Source organism: Neisseria sp. P0009.S007 (genome assembly GCF_051962515.1).
Map to the genome: position 1 here is coordinate 1 of NZ_JBQCVF010000996.1, position 327 is coordinate 327.

A 327-nucleotide genomic window follows, 5' to 3' on the forward strand; every position below is an offset into this window, starting at 1 on the left:
GTTTGAAGTCGAAACGGCGGATAACGAGGTAAATCAGAGCAATAGCAAGCAGCATCAACTGCAGGCTCATGTTTTCCGAATAAGCCACGCCGGTTACCGCAGTATCGCGCACTTCTTCGGCAACCGCGGCCGTTTCCACTTGCGGCATCAGGCTGGCAATATAAAGTTGGGTAGAACGGTAGGCAAATTGACCGAACAGGATAGCGGTAACAATCAGCATGTCAAACCAGCGCAGATTGCGCAAAGGCTCTTTAGGGCGGATAGCGGCGAGTATGCTCATAATTCTCCTCTTTACTCTAATTAAATGGTAGTGCGCAATAGTTACAT

General features: G+C 48.9%; 1 pseudogene. It reads right to left on the reverse strand.

What is annotated here, in order from left to right:
• Window positions 1-280, reverse strand: a pseudogene (locus tag ACTHS3_RS17485) (CPBP family intramembrane glutamate endopeptidase); the annotation flags it as partial.
• Window positions 281-327 lie beyond the last annotated feature (47 nt).